The organism is Smaragdicoccus niigatensis DSM 44881 = NBRC 103563, assembly GCF_000380645.1.
Lineage (GTDB): Bacteria > Actinomycetota > Actinomycetes > Mycobacteriales > Mycobacteriaceae > Smaragdicoccus > Smaragdicoccus niigatensis.
The window spans coordinates 671,166-688,980 of record NZ_AQXZ01000019.1; the positions used below are offsets into that span (position 1 = coordinate 671,166).

Consider the following 17,815-nt stretch of genomic DNA (forward strand, 5'->3'; position numbering starts at 1 on the left):
CCGATGAGAAGCCGCGACTACGACGAGTCCGACGTCCGGGTACGCCCGGGCAAGAGCTCGCGTCCGCGCACCAAGGTTCGACCCACCCACGACAGCGCCGAGTCGGCGATGGTGATCTCCGTCGACCGCGGGCGTTGGGGTTGCGTTCTCGGGGGTGATCCTGAGCGCCTCGTCGTCGCGATGCGTGCCCGCGAACTCGGCCGAACGCCGATCGTCGTCGGCGACAGCGTGGACATCGTGGGCGACCTCAGCGGCCGGTCCGACACCCTCGCTCGCATCATTCGCGTCGCCGATCGGACCAGTGTCTTGCGCCGCACCGCCGACGACACCGATCCGTTCGAGCGCATCGTCGTCGCCAACGCCCAACAGTTGCTGATCGTGGTGGCTCTCGCCGATCCGCCGCCTCGGTCCGGATTCGTCGAGCGCACGCTGATCGCTGCGTACACCGGTGGGCTGACACCGGTTCTCGCACTTACGAAGGGCGACCTGGCGAACGCCGCGGAATTCGCCCAGCTATTCGAAGATCTCGGACTGACAGTCGTCAACGCTGGTATCGAGGACCCGATCGAGCCGATCAACGACCTCCTCGACGGCAAGGTGACGGCACTGATCGGCCACTCCGGGGTCGGTAAGTCGACCATGGTCAACCGGATCATCCCGGACGCCTTCCGGCCCGTCGGAGACGTCACCGGCGTGGGCAAAGGCCGTCACACGTCGACGCAGTCCGTCGCCTTTCCGCTGCCGAGCGGCCGCGGGTGGGTCATCGACACGCCTGGCGTTCGGTCGTTCGGCCTCGCTCACATCTCCTCGAACGACGTGATCACGCCGTTCGCGGACCTGGCCGACGCCATCGAGAACTGCCCGCGTGGTTGCACCCATCTGGGTCCGCCCGCTGACCCGGAATGCGAACTCGACAAACTCGAAGGTCAGTCGGCTCGCCGCGTCGCCGCCGTTCGAATCATGCTCACCAGCCTCATCGCAAACGAAACCTACTGATTCGCCAGGAAATCACGGAAGCTGCGCGGCGGTTTCCCGACCAACATCTCGACGTCCGTCGTGACCAGCGCGGTTTCCCCGTTCGCGATCGACGCATACGAGCTGACCCAACCTTCGACCTCCCACGCCTCGGCGCCGTACTGGGCACGTGAGTCGTACGCTTCGTCGAAGGTCTCCGCCTTGTAGGTTGTCGGCTTGCCGGTCACCTCGGTGATGAGTGCGGCGACCTCGGCCATCGTGAGAGCCTCGGGCCCGGTGAGCGTGTAGGTCTGCCCCGTTCGGGAGTCGTCCAGGGCAGCGGCAGCGATCGCCGCAGCGCTATCGTCCCGGGCCACGGCGGCGACTCGGCCTTGTGCGGCAGGGCCCGCGATCACGCCGTCCGGGCCGCCGAAGTGCACGAGAACGTCTTGGTAGAAGTTGTTGCGCAGAATGACGAACTCCATGCCGCTGCCGACGATCGCCTGCTCGGTGTGCCAGTGGTCGCGTCCGAAGGTGAACGTGCAGTCCGGGGCCGCGCCTACGAAGCTGACGTAGACGACGCGCTGGACGCCGGCCGCCGCTGCCGCCTCGATCACCGAGACCTGCTGCCGCGCTCGATACTTCGACTCCGGCAGCGAGACGAACACGAAGGTGTCGACGCCCGCGAGCTGCCGCCGGGTCCCCGACGCATCCGTCAGGTCGACCGGCTCCGCTTCCGAATGGGGCAGCCGCGGAACTCGGGACGGGTCGCGAACGAGAAGTCGTTGATGGGCGCCGCTCGCCGAAATCAGGCGCGCAATCCGCCCACCCAGCTGACCCGTGGAACCGTTGACCGCGATGAGCCCGCCCATGCAGCGGAGTCTAGAGCGTTCTCCGCTAACGAGTTACGAGATGACCGCGGTGCTCTCTCAATGCCGTCCGGAGTCCGCGTCGACGTCCGGTCCCCGAGTTGACCGCTCCCCGCTCGATCTGCCCGAACATCCGCTCCGAATGTGTCTCCGGCGCATTGTCGGCAGAGTCTTTGAGGTACTTGTTCGGCACCGACAGCTTGAAGATCGTGCGCCAGGCCTTCCCGTACTGCACGAGCAGCGGTCCGGTCGTGTACGGCAGGTCGTACTTCTCGGTCAGCGCGCGAACGCGCACCGCGACCTCGCGGTAGCGGTTGCTCGGAATATCCGGGAAGAGATGGTGCTCGATCTGGTGGTCGAGATTGCCGGTCATGAACGTCATCAACCGTCCGCCACTGATGTTGGCGCTGCCGAGCATCTGGCGGAGGTACCACTGCCCCTTGGTCTCATTCCGCAGGTCGTGGCGGGTGAACTTCTCGGCGCCGTCCGGGAAGTGACCACAGAAGATCACCATGTTCGACCACACGTTGCGGATGGCGTTCGCGAGGAGATTCGCGGTCAGCGTCGTGCGCCACGCGGGACCGGTGAGCGCTGGGTAGATCACGTAGTCCTTGGTGATCTGCTTACTCGCCTTCGACAGGACGGCCGCCCGACGGCGCTCGAACTCGACCTGGTCCCGACGTCGCGCGTTGACGTTGTGCAACTGCAGGTACTGAATCGCGACGCCGTACTCGAAGAGCAGTTGGAGGACGAGGTTGTACACCGGATTGCCCAAGTGGAAGCGGCGCCACGGCTGGTCCCGGGTGACGCGCAGAACGCCGTATCCGACGTCGTCGTCCATGCCCAGAACGTTCGTGAACTTGTGATGGATGTGGTTGTGGACCTGCTTCCAGTGGGCCGACGGATCCGGGTTGTCCCACTCCCAGGTCGACGAATGGATCTCGGGGTCGTTCATCCAGTCCCATTGACCGTGCATGACGTTATGCCCGATCTCCATGTTCTCGACGATCTTCGCGACGCCGAGCGTACCGGCGCCGAGCCACCACGCACCGCGACGGCGACTGGCGAACAGCAGGAGTCGAGCAGAAACCTCGAGCCCGCGCTGGAACCGAATGACGGATCGGATGTAGCGCGCGTCCCGATCACCACGATCTGCTTCGACGTCCCTGCGGATTTGGTCGAGCTCGACCGCCAACGCCTCGACGTCGGCATCGGACAGGTGCGCAAAAGCGCGAATGTTGGTGATTGCCATGTAAACCCCTCGAGGAACGTGCCGTCGCTCCAATGGTTACGGCTCCGTTACCGGCTTCGTTGAAGGGTAAACAGATCAAGGTCAATGCCGCAGGGATTCCGCCCGACTCTTGAACTCGGCCTTCTTGTCCTTGGCCTGCGCCTTCAGAGAAGCCTTCTTCTCGCGGGCCTGCTGCTTGACCTTCTCCATCGCCGAACGCAGTCCCTCGCGTCGATCGTTGTCCGGGTCGAGGCGGTTTGCCATGTTCGTCAGCACGTCGGCGAACTTGCGCTCCGACGACGTCTCCGGAGCGTCGTCCGCGGTGCGGCGCAGCCACTGGTCCGGCAGCGCGAGCTTGTGGATCGTGCGGAAAGCCAGCAGGTACTGCTTCATCATTGAGCCGGTCGTGTACGGAAGGTCGTACTTGTCGCACAACTCCTGGACCCGGACCGAGATCTCGGCGTAGCGATTGCTCGGCAGGTCCGGGAACATGTGGTGCTCGATCTGGTAGCTCAGATTGCCGCTGAGGAACGCCATCGCGGGACCGGCCTTGAAATTCGCACTGCCGAGCATCTGGCGCAGGTACCACTCGGCGTGTGTCTCGTTCTCGTACTGCTCCTTGGTGAACTTCTCGGCACCATCGGGGAAGTGACCGCAGAAGATGACGGCATACGTCCACAGGTTCCGTGCGAGGTTGGCCGTGGCATTGGCGACCATCGTGCGCTTCCACACCGGACCCGAGAGCGCCGGATAGATCACGTAGTCCTTGCTGAGCTGGCGCGCAGCCTTCATCCAGAACTGCTTATCGGCCTCGGACCAACGCTGAGTGGGCGGGACACCGTCCTTCAGCTTCTGCGCATGCAGGTCGTGCAGGGCGATGCCCCACTCGAAGGTCGCCGCGAGCAGGATATTCGCCAGCGGCTGAGCGAGATGCTTGGGCTCCCACTTGACGTCGCGGGTCATGCGCAGGATGCCGAAGCCCAGATCCTCGTCCATGTCGAGGACGTTCGTGTACAGGTGGTGCGAGTAGTTGTGGGCGCGCTTCCACTGCTCGGACGAGCCCGCCATATCCCACTCCCACGAGGTCGAGTGGATCTCCGGATCGTTCATCCAGTCCCACTGCCCGTGGCTCACGTTGTGGCCGAGCTCCATGTTCTCGATGATCTTCGAGAGCGCGAGCGCGACGGTGCCCGCAACCCAGGCGGTACGGCTCTTGCCAGCGAAGATCGTCGCACGCCCCGCCAGTTCCAGCAGGCGCTGCGTACGAATCGCCCGGCGGATATAACGTGCATCCCGCTCACCACGGCTGCTTTCGATGTCGCGACGGATCGCGTCGAGTTCGGCGCCCAGCGCTTCGACATCGGCGTCAGTCAGGTGCGCATACGTTTTGATATCGGTGATGGCCACGCGGCCAGTCCTCCATGGATTGTTTTGCTAGACGTCAAGAGCACAGTCGCCCGCGGCGACCGATATGCATGTCTGAATTCTCTCACCCTCGTGGTGGGTCGCACCAGAACGCAAGTCGCGAACTGCACCCGCGGTCAACGTCACCACACAGGTCTGACAGATGCCCATCCGGCACCCGAACGGCATTTGAACTCCCGCCGACTCCCCTGCGTGCAGCAACGGAGTTGCCCCGTCGGCGTGGATTTCGCGACCCGATCGCGCGAACGCCACCGTTCCGCCCTGGCCACCTGCACCCACGCGCGAGATTTCGAATCGCTCGGTGTGCAGCTTGTCCGCGATCCCTTCGCGCAGCCAGCGCTGCTCGATCTCCTCCAGCATGGCAATCGGCCCACAAGCCCACGTCTGCCGCTCTCGCCAGTCGGGGTAGAGCTGGTCCAGCGAATCGAGCGAGAAGCGCCCCTGGGAGCGCGTCAGCTGAAGATGGCTGACGATGTTGGGATGCGACGCGGCGAGAGCCTTGAGCTCATCGCCGAACAGAACGTCGTCGGCAGTCGGCGCGGAGTGCACATGGACGACGTCGGGTAGCTGCCCACGGCGGTCCATGGTCCGCAGCATCGCGATGACCGGAGTGAGGCCACTGCCCGCGGTGAGGAACAGGATCTTCTCCGGCGGTGGTGCCGGCAGAGCGAAGTTTCCCTTCGGTGCGGCGAGCCGAACGATGGTTCCCTCCGGAACGCCGTTGACCAGGTGCGATGACAGCTGACCCTCGGGCATCGCCTTGACCGTGATCGAGATGAGCTTGCCCTCGGGATGCGGCGGCGACGTCAGCGAATAGGAGCGCCAATTCCACCGCCCGTCGAGGAGCACCCCGATGCCGATGTACTGCCCCGGCTGGTACCGGAAGTTGAAGCCCCACCCCGGCTTGATGAACAGGGTCGCGGAATCGTGCGTCTCGCGGCGTACGTCCATGACCCGGCCGCGCAACTCCCGGGCGGACCACAACGGGTTCACCAAGTGGAGGTAGTCGTCCGGAAGCAGTGGAGTCGTCACCCGTGAGGCGATTCCACGCAAAACGTTCAGCCGCGGTCGACCGGGTGCCGCAACGGCAGCCGCCGGTGCCTCCAGCCAGTCGCGCAAACCCATCGTTGTCTCTCCTCTACGCGAAACTCGCCATCAGGCTACGGCATCGTAGGTGACCTGTCGCCACGTCGTCTCGACGATCAGAGAACCTTGGCCATTTCCAGTGCACCCAGGAGTGCGCCGAGCGAAGCGTCGCGCAGCTGCGCACGAGAAAACGCGTCGTCAGTCAGCCATTCGACCGTGAGAACCCGAACGAACACCAGCCAGCTCATGACGACGGACGACAGCATCTGGCGGTGTTCGGCGTCGACGCCACTGACATCGATCAAGCGGCGTCGAAGTTCGTCGAGCTCCCCCTCGATGATCGACTGGATGATCGGGTCCCCGGCGAGCGTGCGGTTGGCCGCGAGCACGGTGTTTCGGTTGGCGGCGAAGTAGTCGATGTGTGCCTCGAGGCCGGCGGCGATCTGCTCGGCGAGCGGCGTCGAGGTATCTAACTCCGTTTTCGCGAGGAGCCCGTCCGCGGCCTGTCGATAAATCGCGGCAAAGAGGTCCCGCTTCGTCGGAAAGTGCCGGTAGAGCAGGGCGCGAGAGATCTGCCCACGTTCGGCGATGTCCTCCATCGAGACGTCGTCGTACGGCTTCACGGCGAAGAGGCTTGCGCCGACATCGACGAGTTGTCGCCGCCGTTCCTCGGCGGTCAGCCGGGTTCTCGTCATCCGTCCAGCGTAGTTGACATGTGTCTACTTGCCGTCGTAGCGTCGTTGTAGACACATGTCAACTTAGGTTGGTGTTCGCCATGCAGAGGCCTTTTGTGAGCTGGACCCTCGCCCAATGGGGTCTTCTCGTCATCGCACTCATCCACGTTCCGTGGGCCATCGCCGGATTCATCGCGGAGCCGAGCTTCGCCATCGGGCCGGACGCGCGCACGGCCAGCGTTCTCGGGATGGACTACAACGGCTGGCATGCGGTCGCGGGTCTGGTGCTTTTCGTCCCAGGTCTGTTCTTCGCGGTACGCAACTCGTGGTCCGTGCTGTATCTGCTGTTCGCGGGCGTGAGCGGCGGCCTATCCGGAGTGTGGGCGCTGGCGTCGTCACGCGTGCTCTACGTACTCCACATGCCGAACCACATTCCCGACGCGATACTCCACCTCGTCACGGCGACGATCATGGTGGCCATCGCCGTCCTTCAGGTACGGCGGGACGGCGGCTGGCGAAACACGTTACGGGACCTGCCATGGCGGCCGATCCGGTCCGCTACATGAGCTCCAGCAGGAACGGCAGCTCCTGCTGCGCGTACCACGCGAGCGCATGGTCGGCGGCGGTGCTCACCACAAACTCGGCATCCGGATCACCGAGGTCCGCCTCGTCAACGGCCATGACCGCGGCCTCGACGTCCTCGGTCGCGTCCGCGGTGTCGAGATGGGCCGACGCCACCTGATCGAGCCGAACCGGGTCGGATACGCGGACGACGGCGTCGTCGAGGTCGGGTCGCAGCACGGCATTCGGTACGTCCGCCGCAATCACCGCCCGCCGGAAGACGACGGGGTTGCCCGAAGCATGTTCACCCGAGATCAGCCGCAGGGACGCCCGCGCCGCCTCCTCGAGTGCGATTTCCGAGAGTTCTTCGTCGTCGCCCTCCGCATACGACTCCCGGAGAGCGGGCGTCACCGCGAACGCGGTACCGGACAGCGGAAAGAACTGCCCGTCAGCGACGAGCTGCTCGAGCACCGACACCGTGGCCGGGACGTAGATCCTCATCGCTCGTCACACACCCGCAGCAACTCCTCCAACGATTCACGCAGCAGACTGCGCAACACCTCGATGTCGGGCATGGCGTCCCGATCCGCGTTGAGTCCGTAGTACACCGAGCCGTCATAGGACGTCATGCCGATGCTCAGCGCCTGATCGCGCAGCAACGGCGACACCGGGAACATGTCGACCATCTGCGCCCCACCGATGTACATCGGGACCTGCGGCCCGGGTGCGTTCGTGATCATGACGTTGAAGGCTCCGGGCTCGAAGCCGACGGCGGCCCGAACACTCATGGCATGCAGGCTCGCGGGCGCAAAACCCGCGAGCCGGACGAGCGTGCGAGCGCGAACAGGCTTGCGACGGTTTCCATTACGCGTCGCATGCGCGACGTGCGACAAGCGGATCACGGGATTCGGTTCCCCGACCGGCAGGTCGATGAGGAACGACGACACCTCGCTGGGACCCGAGTCCGCCGAATCTCCGACGTACACCGACATCGGCACGAGGCCGCGCAGGGTCGTCGAAGCGGTCAGAAGTTCGCCGCGCGAATACATCCAGTTCCGGAGAGCGCCGGCGACGACCGCGAGAATGACGTCGTTGATCGTGCATTCGAAGCGCTCGCGAATGCGCCGGTAATCCGACAGCGGCGTCTTCACGACCGCGAACCGCCGATGCAGCGAGTTCGGGACATTGAGCGGGCTGGTGGGAACCGACCGCGTGACCGTCGAGAAGTTTGCGATGGGCTTCGCGAGGTCTTTCAGCGTCGACTTCACGGACTTGCCGACTTCCTCGGCCGCCCGCTTGACCAGTACATTTCCCAGTCCCGGACGGAGTGCTATCTCAGCGAGTGCACCGACGGCAAGACCGACACCGGACGGCTCGCGATCCGGATGCCACTGGTCATCGGCGATCGCGCGCGGCGACCGGCTCGCGTCGAGAATGACGTGTCCGATGTCGAGACTGACCTCACCGTCGACCAAACCCGAATGCGACTTCGTGTAGATGGCGAGACGATCGTTCGACAATCCCTCGATGAGGTACATCTCCCAGAGCGGACGGGACCGGTCGAGACGCTGCGACGACAGCCGAGAAACGAGGTCGTACAGCTGATCGTCCGTGCCCGGACTCGGCAGCGCGGACCGCCGGATGTGATAGGTCAGGTCGAAGTCACGATCGTCGACCCACACCGGACGGCTGAGGCTGAGTGGAACGGTACGAACCTTCTGGCGGTAACGAGGAACCAACGCCAGGCGTCGCTCGACAATTTCGATGAGCCGGTCGTACGTCAGCTCGCCGGACGAATTGTCCACGATCGCAAGGGAACCGATGTGCATGGGCACCGTGGCGGTCTCGTGCAGGAGGAAAGAAGCGTCCTGCAGCGTCAGCCTCGATACCATCGGACCCCTTCCCCGCGACGCTGATTCTGCGGTAGCCGCAGAGTGTGCCTTGTCCCGTGCGCCCCCACCCTATCGCGGGATCCGGAACTCGGTGAGGGGGGTCTGGGCATGGCACCCTCGCCGCGTGACCCCCGAGATCAGCCGGCGTCCCGCGGTGACCCCCGCACCTGCGCTCGAGCCCGAGATGGGCAACCCGACGCCCTGCATGCCACGTCGATTCGCACCTCGTGCGTCACCGCATGACGGACGATCCGGGCACCCACTCCCCGATCGGGTGATCAATGAGTTCGAGGTAGCGGCGCGCGTTTTCGCCGAAGGCGTCTTTCGCACACTCCTGGAGGTCATGGACCGGCGCCGCGCGTTCGCCCAGCTCCACCCACATCTCGATCCCGCGATTCGCGAATCCATCCAGAATCGCCTCACCGCGCGGCGGCCGAGTACCAGCGTCGCCGCCCTGCGGCGGGTGCGAGTGCAAGCGGTCAGCCGCGGCGTCGCGGAGGCATTCGGCACGTTCTCGCGCGGAAACCGCGTGCACGCCATCGCCGCCCGCATCACACAGGACTCGGACGGGCGATGGTTGCTCAGCGCGTTGGCGCTGCCGTGAGTCCTCCATGCGCGGAAGGCGAACCCAGTCGAACCAGACGGTCGGTCTTGGCCGATAAGGTGCCTGCGGGCACCACGACGAGCGCCAACCGGGCAGCCCGGCCGAATACGTACATGACTCCATCCGGCTGGTCGAACGATGGCGGACACAACCGCACCCCGTCCGCCGGCTCGATTGTCGGCTGCCGACGGTTCACGTCATTCCAGCGGAAACTCACCTGAGTGACGGTGCCTGTTCGGAATGTCACGGCGTTGATGAGATCGTGCAGCTCAACGACCAGACTCGTCGTCCACGGCCACCACACTCCATCGACTCGTCCGACCGCGGGTTCCGACGCCTTCCGCAGCAGCAGGCGCGGTGTTCGGTTGGTTTCGGCATAGGGGTGCCGTCGGGCCGATTCTCCGCTGTGCGTCACTACGACGGCTCCCTACGGCTAGGCGAGACTAGCCAGGCACTCGAATCAGCGACGGCGCGACCTTGATTGGCCGACGCACGAAGTGCCACCGATGCCCCGACTCTACGCCGAGCCCTCTCGGCGCTGCCGTGATCAGCGCTTGCGACGCGCCTTGTCGGGCTTGCCGCCCGGCTTGGACGCCTGGCGTGCGGCTTCCCGACGTTCGCGACGCGTGCCCGACTGCGAGTCGTCCGACATGTCTCGACGAACCGACGTGCCGCCCTGTTCGGTCGGACCCGAGTAGCTCAGTCCCGTGGGATCCGACTCGTCGATGCCCTTGCCGTGCACTTCCGGCCTGGCCGGAGCAGACGCACCGACGGGCGAGGTCAGGCCGGCTTCCATCGGCAGCCCGGGGTCGACCGGCGGCGGCGTGACCTCGACCTGGAGGTTGAACAGGAATCCGACGGACTCCTCCTTCAGGCCATCGAGCATCGCGACGAACATGTCGAAGCCTTCGCGCTGGTACTCGACGACCGGGTCGCGCTGCGCCACCGCACGGAGGCCGATGCCGTCCTTGAGGTAGTCCATCTCGTACAGGTGCTCGCGCCACTTTCGGTCGAGAACCGCCATGAGGACCTGGCGCTCGAGGTTACGCATCGCGCCGATGCCGGCCTTCTCATCGATCTCGGCCTCGCGCCGCTCGTACGCCTTGTGCGCATCCTCGAGGACCGCCTCCAGAAGTTCCGCGCGTGTGAGTTCGCCAGCCTCGCCGACCGCGGTCTCGCCGACCAGTTTCTTGTGGTCGATTCCCACCGGGTACAGCGTCTTGAGCGCGGTCCACAGCTTCTCGAGATCCCAGTCCTCGACGTAACCCTCGGAGGTGGCGCCGTTGACGTACTCCGTCACGACGTCGTTGATCATGCCGTTGACCTGGCCCTCCATGTCTTCACCACGAAGAATGCGGGCACGCTCGGCGTAGATCACCTTGCGCTGGGAGTTCATGACCTCGTCGTACTTGAGGAGGTTCTTGCGGATCTCGAAGTTGTGCTGCTCGACCTGGGTCTGCGCACTCTGGATGGCCTTGCTGACCATCTTCGCCTCGATCGGCACATCGTCCGGCAGGCGCAGACGGTTCATGATCGATTCCAGTGCCGCACCGTTGAAGCGGCGCATGAGGTCGTCGCCGAGCGACAGGTAGAAACGGGATTCACCCGGGTCACCCTGGCGGCCCGACCGACCGCGGAGCTGGTTGTCGATACGCCGGGACTCGTGGCGCTCGGTACCGAGCACGTAGAGACCACCGGCCTCCTTCACCTTCTCGGCGTCGGCTTCGACTTCGGCCTTGACCTGCGCGAGCGTCGACTTCCACTCGGCCTGGTACTCGTCCGGGGTGTTGACCGGGTCGAGTCCCTCTTTACGCAGACGAACGTCGGCGATGATGTCCGGGTTACCGCCGAGCACGATGTCGGTACCACGACCGGCCATGTTCGTCGCCACCGTGACGGCACCGCTGGTACCGGCCTCGGCGATGATCTGCGCTTCCTGCTCGTGGTACTTGGCGTTGAGGACCGAGTGTGGAACGCTGCGCTTGGTGAGCGCCTTCGACAGGTACTCCGACCGCTCGACGCTCGTCGTACCGATGAGGACCGGCTGGCCCTTCGCGTGCCGCTCGGCGATGTCGTCGACCACGGCTTCGAACTTCGCGACCTCGGTCTTGTAGATCAGATCGGACTGGTCGAGGCGGATCATCGGGCGGTTCGGCGGGATGGGGACCACGCCGAGGCCGTAGATCTCGTGCAGTTCGGCGGCCTCGGTCTGGGCGGTACCGGTCATGCCGGACAGCTTGTTGTACAGGCGGAAGTAGTTCTGCAGCGTGATCGTGGCCAGAGTCTGGTTCTCGGCCTTGATCTCTACGCGCTCCTTCGCCTCGATCGCCTGGTGCATACCTTCGCTGTACCGACGACCAGCGAGGATACGACCGGTGAACTCGTCGACGATGAGCACTTCACCCTGGCGGACGATGTACTCCTTGTCGCGCGTGTAGAGCTCTTTCGCCTTCAGCGCGTTGTTGAGGTAGCCGACCAGGGGTGAATTGGCGGCTTCATACAGGTTCTCGATACCGAGCTGGTCCTCGATGAACTCGACGCCCTCTTCGTGCACACCGACGGTGCGCTTCTTGATGTCGACCTCGTAGTGGACGTCCTTCTTCATCAGCGGCGCCAGACGCGCGAACTCGGTGTACCACTTCGAGTTCGAATCCGTCGGGCCGGAGATGATGAGCGGGGTACGCGCTTCGTCGATGAGGATCGAGTCGACCTCGTCGACGATCGCGAAGTTGTGGCCACGCTGCACCAGGTCCGTGAGGTTGTGCATCATGTTGTCACGCAAGTAGTCGAAGCCGAACTCGTTGTTCGTGCCGTAGGTGATGTCGGCTGCGTACGCCTGCTTCTTCTGTGGCTGCGACATCTCCGGCATGTTCACCGAGACCTCGAGGCCGAGGAAGCGGTGGACGCGACCCATCCACTCGGAGTCACGCTTGGCCAGGTAGTCGTTGACGGTGACGACGTGAACGCCCTCGCCGCCGATCGCGTTGAGGTAGGCCGGCAGAACACAGGTGAGCGTCTTTCCCTCACCGGTCTTCATCTCGGCGATGTTGCCGATGTGTAGCGCCGCGCCGCCCATGACCTGGACGTCGTAGTGCTTCTGGCTCAAGACGCGCCAGGACGCCTCGCGGGCGGTCGCGAAAGCTTCGAGAAGAAGCTCGTCGAGCGACTCACCGTTCTCGTGCCGCTGCCGGAATTCGTTGGTCTTGGCGGCCAGTTCGGCGTCGGAAAGCTTCTCGAACTCGGGCCCCAGGGCGGAGACCTCGTTGGCGAGGAACTTCAGGCGCTTGACGGTGCGCCCTTCACCGATCCGGAGCAGGCTTGACAGCGAAAGCGTTGGCACGATTCCCCATGTTAGGCGTTCGCCCGGAGAGGCACAGGATGTGCCTGGCGCCCGGTGTGCCCAAGCTTCGCAAAATGACGTGAAACACGAGGGCCGGGCACCTCATCGAGATGCCCGGCCGCTACCAAACGTGACAACTACGCGAGCCGAATAAGCCCGTAGTCGAATGCGTGCCGCCGATAGACGACACTCGGACGGTCTGTCTCCTTGTCATGGAAGAGGAAGAAGTCGTGACCGACGAGCTCCATTGCGGAGAGTGCCTCGTCGACTGTCATGGGATTGTCGGGGTGCTCCTTGACTCGCACCACGCGACCCGGCCCGTCCGGAAGGGGCTCACGCTTCTTCTTTTTGTTGATGGGTGCGGACATCTCGGACGCTTCTTGCCCATCCATCGCGAGAGTCGCGGTGGCCTCGGCAACCGAGATGAGTTTCTTTCCGCCGTAGTGAACCTGCCGCCGGTCCTTGGCTCGGCGCAGTCTGGACTCGAGCTTGGCGCACACCGCTTCGAGTGCGGCATAGAAGCTGTCGGCCGCTGCTTCGGCGCGGACTACCGGGCCTTTGCGACGGACGGTGATCTCGACATGCTGACAGCTCTTGCGCTGACGACGATTGCGCTCGTGAAAAAGCTCGACGTCGTAGAGATGGATGGATGGGTCAAACCGCTGAAGCCGGGATAGTTTCTCCGAGACGTAAATTCGAAAGTGATCTGGTACCTCGACGTTGCGACCTTTAACGACGATCTCGACGTCTGGCGATTCAGGAGTCTGTTCCAGCGTTTCGTCCGCTGGAGCCTCGAAAACCGGTGATTCAGAAACGGTTGTCACTCGTACCTCCCCGAATGCGATTACGTCTAAACAGCTTTCGCCGATTTCGTGGCGAATGTCTGCACATTTCAGACGTATCTAGGAACTGGATGACGTGCCAACTGGGCATGCGCGCCCGGCACTAGAGAATGGGCACCACCTCCCACCGTGCATCGGGTGTGTGAACCGAAGGTAGTCCCCTTTTGCAGGCAAATCCAGCGCTTCTGTGGACTTCGCACAATTCTGTTACGAGGTTTTAAACAACTCCCCAGCATCGAATTACGTGCGGGCCAACACCAAGATCGCCGTGACGTGCACGCCCGTCGTGGACAAAGCGGACACCGATTCCGCGGTCGTCGCACCGGTGGTCAGAACGTCATCGAGCAGCACGACGTTGGCGTCCTTCGCGTCCGGAATTTCGCGAGCTCGCACGTGCCCAACCAGGTTTCGGGCACGGGAACGGGCCGATAGACCTGACGAATCCGACACCCCCTTGGTGAGCGACAACACCGGCTCCACCGTCGCCCCGACGCGCGCTGCAGCCTCCTGTGCGGCCCGGGTCACCGGGTCACCACCGCGCCGCCGGGCGGCACGTTTCGAACTCGGTGCGGGAATGAGAATGAGCGGCGCAAGCTCCGGCGGATCGAGCTCGCCGAAGGTCCGCATCCAACCGATCGCCGCCGCATACAGCCGGCCGAACGCCGGCGCGGTCTCCCGGCGGCCGTGGTCCTTGCCCGCCAGGATGGCCCGACGCAGCGGTCCGCCGTAGTCACCCATCGCCCAGCACGGCGCGCCGGCATCGTGCCGAGCTCGCACCTGCCGTGGCTGCGGCCACAAGCTCCCCTGGCACCGGTCACAGAAGACCGCACCGGGCCGATCACAACCCGCGCAGATCTGCGGAAGAACGAGATCGAGGAGCGCGCGCATCAGCCGGGCAGCACGGGGATCGCCCGAGTGCCCGCCAGTCCCGGAACTTCCCGCCACTCTCGATCGCCAGCGGAGTCGTTGTTGTTGAGCGAATAAACCGAGCGCGCATCGACGACGAACTCGGTCGTCTGCGAAGCGTCGATGGCCAGCACCGGAGCTTCGAGGTTGCGGGTCGGCAACGCGTCGAGGCGGGCGCCGTCGATCGACGAGACGAGTACCGGAACGTCCGATGTCGCCCGCGCGATGACGATCGTCTCCGCAGTGGCCCAATCCAAGGCGAGAGCCGCGCTGCCGAGTTCGCGCGCGATCTGTCGCGGCGCGGTCAGCGAGACCCCGCCGCCGCTCTGCGGTACCACCGTGGCGAGGTACACCTTGCCGTCGATGATGAGCGCGGCACGGACGCCGTCCCGCGCGAGCCGGAGCTCGGTGATCGAGCCGGGGAGGTCATTGAACTCGTGGGTGTCGACCTCCGCGAGCGAAATCGCACCGTTGTTCCGGTCGCGGGTCGCGGCGATGACCCGACGGCCATCGACCACCGCCCAGGCGGTCGCGCCGTCGGCTGTCCACGTCGGACGCGAAATCGTCGATCCCGCCACGACCGTATCCGCAACCGGCGACTGCCCGCCGAGCATGAGCGCACGCGCCGGTTCCGGCTGGGATCGCCCGGTTTCCGACACCGCCGCGATGAGCGATCCGTCGTGGTTGATCGCGGCCGATCGCAGGCTCGTCGTGCTCCCGAAGTACCCCGGGACGGGTTCCAGACGGCTGCCGTTCACCGTCACGAGCTGTCCACCGGCGAGCGCATGCAGCCCGACTTCGGCCTCGGCCGCGCGAACGGGGTCGAACTCGGACACGTCCGTCGTCGACCAGCCCGAGGCATGGGCCGGGTCGAGAGGCTCGCCGTCCGCGAGGATCACGTACGGACCCGACACTTCGGCCTTGGCGAGGGTCCAGACGATTTGCGCGGCAGCGAGGCGGCGGGTGTCCGGGTTGGCGTTGCCGAGCCCACCGAGATCGATCCGCACGCCGCTTCCCGGCGCAGCAGCCGCCATCGACTCGCCGGCCGCGTTCGTGACGTCGCCCCGAATCGAGACTCCCTCGAGTGCATTTTCCAAGGCCGGACGAAGCACGTCACGAGGTCCGCCGACGAGGAGCGCCATCAGTGCCCCTGCCGTCTGTGGCCGGCTTACCGAAATCCACCGCTGATCCGGCACCGGGATCTGCCCAGCAGCATTGAAGTAGTACAGAGTCCGGCGCTGGTAGGTGTTGAGGAACTGCGACCGCTCGACCAGCACACCCGGCGGCAGCGACGAGACGCGCCACTCCCCATCGGCCTTCGCCAGCGAGACCCGCACTTCGAGGCGTGAGTCGTCCGGCTTGTAGATACCGCCGGAACGCAGTTCGCCAACCTTGTGGGCTCGCACGACGAACGTTGCGTTGTCGCCGGTGCGGCCGTCCGCCACCACGTCGACACTCTCGATGAGCGTCACCGAACCGGCGTCGTCCCAACCCTGCGCAACCCCGGGCAGAAGGAAGCGCCGGGCGGCGGCATGCCGATCGGTCGGATCGCCGCTGGCGCGGATGAAGTCACGCAGTAGCGCCTCCGGCTTCGCGCCCGGCGTCGGCTCGGCGAAATTCGTGCCGACAGCGCCCGGCACAGTCCCCACGGCCTGCGGGGTGGAGGTGTCCGGAAGGCTCGCGCACCCGGCGGTAGACAACGCAAACGCGACGACTGCTGCGATCGCAGCAGTCGACTTCAGGGGGTTCACGAATGGTGCTCCGGAATACGCACATCCAAGGTCTGCTGATCCGCGTCGATCGCAGCCGGCAGCGGTCGGCGGACCGGCGGCTTGAGCGGCAACGGCGACCCGAGGACCTTGCGGCCGCGCTGACGCGGGAGGGTCAGGCGGAAGACCGAACCCTGGCCGGGCTCGCCCCATGCCTCGAGCTTACCGTCGTGAAGGTGCGCGTCCTCGACGCTGATCGCCAGCCCGAGACCGGTACCGCCCGAACGGCGCACGCGCGACGGGTCCGCACGCCAGAAACGGTTGAAGACGAGCTTCTCTTCGCCAGGGCGAAGGCCGACACCTTGGTCGCGCACGATGATCGCGGCCGCATTGTCGTTGGCGCGAAGCCGGATGAGCACCGGTTTCCCTTCGCTGTGGTCGATGGCATTCGCAAGAAGATTGCGCAGGATTCGTTCGACGCGACGCGGGTCGACAGCGACCATGACGCCCTGCGGCGGCACATCCACGATGAGCTCGGTCGATGAGTCGATGGCCAGCTGTCGCACCGTCGCGACGGCAGCGTTGACGCACATGCGCAGGTCCAGCAGCTCGACCGAGAGTTCGGCGACACCCGCATCGTGACGTGAGATCTCCAGCAGGTCGCCCAGCAACGACTCGAAGCGGTCGAGTTCGTTGACGAGCAGCTCCGAGGCGCGACCGAGACTCGGACTCAACTCGTCCTTGTCGTCGTAGATGAGGTCGGCCGCCATGCGGACCGTGGTAAGTGGAGTGCGCAGCTCATGGCTGACATCGGAGGTGAAGCGTTTCTGCAGATTGCCGAACTCTTCGAGCTGCGTGATCTGTTTGGACAGACTCTCGGCCATCTGGTTGAACGACATCGCCAATCTGGCCATGTCATCTTCGCCCCGGACGGGCATTCGCTCTTTGAGGCGACCATCGGCAAAGCGGACGGCGATACGCGCGGCCGAACGGGTCGGAATGACGACCTGCCTCGACACGAGCATCGAGATCGCCACGAGCAGCACCAGCAGCACGACGCCACCGATGAGCATCGTGCCGCGAATGAGCGTCAGGATCCGTTCTTCGCTGGCCAGCGGATAGATCAGATACAGCTCGAGACCGTCGACCTCACCGACCGTCGGCGTGCCCACGATGAGCGCGCGGCCGTTGTAGCCGTCGGGGTCCGAGACGGTCGCATACTGGCGCGTGATCTGACCGGCCTTGACGAAGTCTCGCAGCGCCTGCGGAATCTGATTGGCCGGACCGCTCGTGAGCGCGGGGCTCGTCGCACTCGCCGGAACAATCAACACCGGCTCGAACGTGCCGGCCGCACTCGACTCCTGGCTACCGTCCGGTGAGGGACTGGTCAGCGCGGCGCGCGCACTCTCGAGGCGTGCCTCCGGGGCATCGAGAACGTCTGGTCCCGCGAGTTTCGCCTCGACGGCGTTACGGGCCCGGTCGAGCTCCTCGATGGCGGCGTTGATTTTCGCCTCGAGGAGTCGATCGGTGATCTGGCTGGTGAGAACGACGCCGAGGACGCTGATGACGATCAGCGACAACGTCAGCGTCGATACCACCACACGCAGCTGCAGCGACCGGCGCCAAGCCCGCCCCATCGATCCGCCGAGGTTCTGGAACCACCGCATGAAGGGGGCAAGAGCACGGTCGACCCGTCGCTGCAGCCTAGAAAGTCCCAGCATT

The 17,815-nt window shown here is 65.0% G+C and carries 16 protein-coding genes; 3 read left to right on the forward strand and 13 right to left on the reverse strand.

The genetic code is table 11. The annotated features are described in order from the left end of the window. The first annotated feature begins 3 nt into the window (after positions 1 to 3). Positions 4 to 996 carry a ribosome small subunit-dependent GTPase A gene (rsgA, locus tag F600_RS0124310; protein WP_018163271.1) on the forward strand — a complete coding sequence of 331 codons (993 nt, stop codon included), beginning with the start codon at positions 4 to 6 and terminating at the stop codon, positions 994 to 996. Here rsgA and F600_RS0124315 read toward each other — a convergent pair. The 5 genes from F600_RS0124315 to F600_RS0124335 all read right to left on the reverse strand — a co-directional run bounded on the left by F600_RS0124315 (position 990) and on the right by F600_RS0124335 (position 6,260). Next, positions 990 to 1,826 carry an SDR family oxidoreductase gene (locus tag F600_RS0124315; RefSeq protein WP_018163272.1) on the reverse strand — a complete coding sequence of 279 codons (837 nt, stop codon included), beginning with the start codon at positions 1,824 to 1,826 and terminating at the stop codon, positions 990 to 992. The genes rsgA and F600_RS0124315 overlap by 7 nt on opposite strands. 25 nt (positions 1,827 to 1,851) lie before the next feature. Then, positions 1,852 to 3,075, reverse strand: coding sequence for a fatty acid desaturase family protein (locus F600_RS0124320; RefSeq protein WP_018163273.1), 1,224 nt, complete (start codon positions 3,073 to 3,075; stop codon positions 1,852 to 1,854). Positions 3,076 to 3,156: 81 nt separating this feature from the next. Next, complete coding sequence (locus F600_RS0124325) at positions 3,157 to 4,461, reverse strand: fatty acid desaturase family protein (RefSeq protein ID WP_018163274.1); 1,305 nt, start codon at positions 4,459 to 4,461, stop codon at positions 3,157 to 3,159. A 27-nt stretch (positions 4,462 to 4,488) separates the two neighbouring features. Then, on the reverse strand, positions 4,489 to 5,604 hold the full coding sequence (locus tag F600_RS0124330) for a ferredoxin reductase (protein ID WP_018163275.1): 1,116 nt from the start codon (positions 5,602 to 5,604) through the stop codon (positions 4,489 to 4,491). Positions 5,605 to 5,681: 77 nt separating this feature from the next. Then, positions 5,682 to 6,260 (reverse strand): TetR/AcrR family transcriptional regulator, encoded by a 579-nt coding sequence (locus F600_RS0124335; protein WP_018163276.1) that lies wholly within the window; start codon positions 6,258 to 6,260, stop codon positions 5,682 to 5,684. Positions 6,261 to 6,355: 95 nt separating this feature from the next. Between F600_RS0124335 and F600_RS0124340 the strand changes: the two genes are divergently transcribed. Next, complete coding sequence (locus F600_RS0124340; protein ID WP_018163277.1) at positions 6,356 to 6,805, forward strand: DUF4383 domain-containing protein; 450 nt, start codon at positions 6,356 to 6,358, stop codon at positions 6,803 to 6,805. Here F600_RS0124340 and F600_RS0124345 read toward each other — a convergent pair. After that, positions 6,798 to 7,301, reverse strand: a complete 504-nt coding sequence (locus tag F600_RS0124345) for a DUF6912 family protein (RefSeq protein WP_018163278.1) — start codon at positions 7,299 to 7,301, stop codon at positions 6,798 to 6,800. The genes F600_RS0124340 and F600_RS0124345 overlap by 8 nt on opposite strands. Then, positions 7,298 to 8,692 carry a WS/DGAT/MGAT family O-acyltransferase gene (locus tag F600_RS0124350; protein ID WP_018163279.1) on the reverse strand — a complete coding sequence of 465 codons (1,395 nt, stop codon included), beginning with the start codon at positions 8,690 to 8,692 and terminating at the stop codon, positions 7,298 to 7,300. Before F600_RS0124350 ends, F600_RS0124345 begins: the two co-directional genes overlap by 4 nt. Before the next feature lie 124 nt (positions 8,693 to 8,816). On the opposite strand from F600_RS0124350, the gene F600_RS31795 reads away from it, so the two are divergent. Next, complete coding sequence (locus F600_RS31795) at positions 8,817 to 9,296, forward strand: Rv3235 family protein (RefSeq protein ID WP_156024810.1); 480 nt, start codon at positions 8,817 to 8,819, stop codon at positions 9,294 to 9,296. Here the strand turns inward: F600_RS31795 and F600_RS29725 are convergent. The 6 genes from F600_RS29725 to mtrB form a co-directional block, all read right to left on the reverse strand. After that, positions 9,274 to 9,711 carry a DUF5994 family protein gene (locus F600_RS29725; protein WP_018163281.1) on the reverse strand — a complete coding sequence of 146 codons (438 nt, stop codon included), beginning with the start codon at positions 9,709 to 9,711 and terminating at the stop codon, positions 9,274 to 9,276. The genes F600_RS31795 and F600_RS29725 overlap by 23 nt on opposite strands. A 132-nt stretch (positions 9,712 to 9,843) precedes the next feature. Further along, complete coding sequence (gene secA, locus F600_RS0124365; RefSeq protein WP_018163282.1) at positions 9,844 to 12,636, reverse strand: preprotein translocase subunit SecA; 2,793 nt, start codon at positions 12,634 to 12,636, stop codon at positions 9,844 to 9,846. Positions 12,637 to 12,773: 137 nt separating this feature from the next. Beyond that, entirely contained in the window at positions 12,774 to 13,460 is a 687-nt protein-coding gene (gene hpf, locus F600_RS0124370; protein ID WP_018163283.1) for a ribosome hibernation-promoting factor, HPF/YfiA family, read from the reverse strand. A gap of 258 nt (positions 13,461 to 13,718) precedes the next feature. Continuing rightward, positions 13,719 to 14,255: a ComF family protein gene (locus F600_RS0124375; protein WP_245541619.1), complete on the reverse strand. Its 537-nt coding sequence runs from the start codon at positions 14,253 to 14,255 to the stop codon at positions 13,719 to 13,721. Between the two features lie 110 nt (positions 14,256 to 14,365). Next, positions 14,366 to 16,135: an MtrAB system accessory lipoprotein LpqB gene (gene lpqB / locus F600_RS0124380; RefSeq protein WP_018163285.1), complete on the reverse strand. Its 1,770-nt coding sequence runs from the start codon at positions 16,133 to 16,135 to the stop codon at positions 14,366 to 14,368. Next, complete coding sequence (gene mtrB / locus F600_RS0124385; RefSeq protein WP_051090907.1) at positions 16,132 to 17,814, reverse strand: MtrAB system histidine kinase MtrB; 1,683 nt, start codon at positions 17,812 to 17,814, stop codon at positions 16,132 to 16,134. The genes lpqB and mtrB overlap by 4 nt, the downstream gene beginning before the upstream one ends. Position 17,815: the final 1 nt, after the last annotated feature.

What these genes read in the sequence shown, in the direction of transcription:
- rsgA (WP_018163271.1), top strand. Translation starts at nt 4, where the DNA reads ATGAGAAGCCGCGACTACGACGAGTCCGACGTCCGGGTACGCCCGGGC.
- mtrB (WP_051090907.1), bottom strand. Translation starts at nt 17,814, where the DNA reads ATGCTGGGACTTTCTAGGCTGCAGCGACGGGTCGACCGTGCTCTTGCC.
- F600_RS0124335 (WP_018163276.1), bottom strand. Translation starts at nt 6,260, where the DNA reads ATGACGAGAACCCGGCTGACCGCCGAGGAACGGCGGCGACAACTCGTC.
- F600_RS0124315 (WP_018163272.1), bottom strand. Translation starts at nt 1,826, where the DNA reads ATGGGCGGGCTCATCGCGGTCAACGGTTCCACGGGTCAGCTGGGTGGG.
- F600_RS0124350 (WP_018163279.1), bottom strand. Translation starts at nt 8,692, where the DNA reads ATGGTATCGAGGCTGACGCTGCAGGACGCTTCTTTCCTCCTGCACGAG.
- F600_RS0124320 (WP_018163273.1), bottom strand. Translation starts at nt 3,075, where the DNA reads ATGGCAATCACCAACATTCGCGCTTTTGCGCACCTGTCCGATGCCGAC.
- F600_RS0124330 (WP_018163275.1), bottom strand. Translation starts at nt 5,604, where the DNA reads ATGGGTTTGCGCGACTGGCTGGAGGCACCGGCGGCTGCCGTTGCGGCA.
- F600_RS0124345 (WP_018163278.1), bottom strand. Translation starts at nt 7,301, where the DNA reads ATGAGGATCTACGTCCCGGCCACGGTGTCGGTGCTCGAGCAGCTCGTC.